This is a genomic window from Micromonospora sp. DT4 (assembly GCF_049841675.1).
GTDB lineage: Bacteria > Actinomycetota > Actinomycetes > Mycobacteriales > Micromonosporaceae > Micromonospora.
The window spans coordinates 1-2,806 of sequence record NZ_JBNCKT010000240.1 but is presented as its reverse complement, the minus strand read 5'-3'; the positions used below and the strand labels follow the sequence as shown (position 1 = coordinate 2,806).

The 2,806-nt window shown below is 64.1% G+C and carries 1 protein-coding gene; it reads left to right on the top strand.

Annotated features, from left to right (window positions below):
* On the top strand, positions 1-2,806 hold a 2,806-nt coding region (locus ACLQ24_RS29205), incomplete at both ends, for a hypothetical protein (RefSeq protein WP_425894958.1).

Below are 2,806 nucleotides of genomic sequence, written 5' to 3'. Positions count from 1 at the left end.
TGCCCGAGCGACCTTTGCCTCCCGCTGACATCGGTGAGCAGGGCCCGAACATCGCGGCGGTCATCGACTCTATCGACGCTGCGCGCAGCGCCGCGGGCGTGCACACCCTGAGCGCCGACGACCCCTTCGGCATGGAGATGAACACCCTGAACAACCCCTTCAGCACGGGGGTGGGTGCCTGGGATGACTCCTTCAGCACGGGGGTGGGCGCCTGGGACGCCCCCTTCGGCGTGGGGATGGACACCTCGAACGCCCCCTTCGGCGCGGGGGTGAACACGTGGGACGGCCTCTTCGGCGAGATGTATGACGCTCAGATCGGCGGGTCGTTCAACGACACCGCGATGGACCTGTTCACACAGGACACCCACGCGCCCTTCGACCAGGCGATGCTCGACCTCACATCGCAGGACTTCGCATCCGGGCAGTGGACGGCGCCACTGACCGGCACCGCTGTCGGGGCCCACGACCACCTGCCCGCCGCCGCAAACGGCGATGACCCTTACGGCATCGGGGCATGGGACGACCCCTTCCAGACATTACTCAGACCCCACCCGCCCGGGCCCACCGCGAGTACCAGCGCCGTACCCGCGAGCACCACCGGCGAACACCAGCACGACTCCCACGCCCAGGACGATTCCGACGTCGAGGACAGCGACATCGGCGACCTCTTCGGCGACGAGGGAGACAACACTCCCCCCGGCAGCCAATCGACACCTTTGATCACCTCTGGTGGGCCCCTGCCGCGGCTGACGCTACCCACCGCCGGGCCCAGCACCCGCCCGACCCGAGCCCCGCGCGTCAACAACAAGGCACCTCACCAGGACACAGCGGCCCCGTCCACCAGCGGACCAACCCGAACATCACGCCAAAAACAACGCCAGAAGCCGTACACCAAAAAAGGTAGCAAGCAACAGCACTGCACCGTGGACGAGCGTGCCGCCGCCATCACCACATGGGTGCAGAAAGACCCCACCAACCGTCAGAACACAATCCCCCCTTATGAAGATTCTGTGGATGTCGGAGGAAAGGAATATCCCGTCGGACAGATTTTCCATAACCTGACACAACGTAAGGCGAATTCCGTCGATGGCAAGCTTGCCCGAGCCCTGGAGGGCGCCGGATTCACGGTCGAATACGACGACGATCGCAAACATATGCATATCGTCAGGTTTCAGAGAATGAGCGACGAGAACGCGAGAGACTTCTTCGCCGTCTATGACGCCTGGCTCAGCGAGGAAGGCAATATCGGGCAGATGCCGAAACAAACGCTGGAGCGACCCAATCCGAATAATCCAGGCAAGCAGTTCAATCTCGGCAAGTTTATGGCCAGTCTCAAGCAGAGCGGGCATGTCGACCCGACCGGTGCGATGGCCGAGATGCTGGAGAAAAAAGGCGGCCTCGAGGTCATCCGCTTGGATGAGGACGACACATCGAGATTTGATGGTTTGAGGGTGCCCGGGGAGCCGCCACCGAAGCCCCGGCCGCTAACGCCCAAGCAGAAAGCGAAGAATCAGGAGCGGATCGCGGGGATTCTGCTTTGGGTGGGGACAGATCGCAAGAACTCGGGCAAAATTCCCGCCGTAGCAGAAGAGGTGGAGGGTGACGGGAAGGTTCACCTCGTCGGGAAAGTATTCAAGGATTTGCGGAATAGGGGACTTCCGTTTCATCAGGGACTCTTCGATGTTCTGAAAGATAACGGTTTCCGGCCGAAGGTCATCGACAACAAGATTCTAATCCCCCGAGACAAGAGCATGCTTGCCACTGTTGCCGAGAAGGCGGAGAGGGATAAGGAGATGTTCGCCGCTTATGACCTCTGGTGCAAAGGCGACTCCACAAGGGCGGGAAAGATTCCTACACTCGACACCCCGGTCACGCTCCCGGAAACAGGGGCCGTCCTTGAACTCGGCGGGCGGATGCGTACTCTCATCAGCCACGGGCTTGTGGATCCGGAGGGGATGATCGCTCAGGCTCTGAGCGACCGTGGGCTGCAGGCGGAGTCTCGGGACGGCAAGACCTTTCTTGTGCGCCCGAAGGAGGCGGCCGGTGGGGGGTTGCGGTCGGTGTCCGCCGCGACGCGGAAGGCCGCCAATCCGGCTGTTCGTGTGCGCCCAGAGGAGGCGGCCGGTGAGGGGTCGCGGTCGGTGTCCGCCGCGACGCAGAAGGTCGCCAGTCTGGCTGTGGGTCGTCATTCCTTGTGGGGGGAGGGCGGGTCAGGCTCTGGTGTGGCGGTGGTGAGTGAGTCGGTCATCTTGCCGCCGGGTGTCGCAGCGGAAGCGGAAGCGGAAGCGGGCGGGTCGGGCGTGTACTGGGTGGGTCCCGAGCCGCAGGGGCCGGCCGCGGCGCAGACGGAAAGTCTGCTGGCGCGCATGTGCAAGACGGTGCGCGGGGCCGCGGTGGCCGCTCCGGTCATCATGCTGCGCCCGGCCCTTGACGAGCAGGGGCGCGGGGATGATCTGCGGGACCTGCGGCGTCTGGTGCAGCAGTTCGCGTTGAAGCAGCAACAGCCCCTGGTCATCGCCATCGACAGCGCCTCAGCGGCGCCGCTCAAGCAGATGTCACAGGCCTACGGCGTCACCATCCTGCACCGCGTCCCGGGCAACGCCACCGGCACCCCTGCCACGGCGACCATCGCGAAACTGGACAACATCTGGCTAATCACCAACGGCCCCACCACCACCCCCAAAGATAAAAGCTTCACCAAACCGCTGGTCAAGAACGCGGCCGCCACTCCCGCCCACACCCGCCCGCGTCCGGTGACACCCGCGCTCGCCAAACTCCTACTCACCCCCGACCGGGCAACCAAACT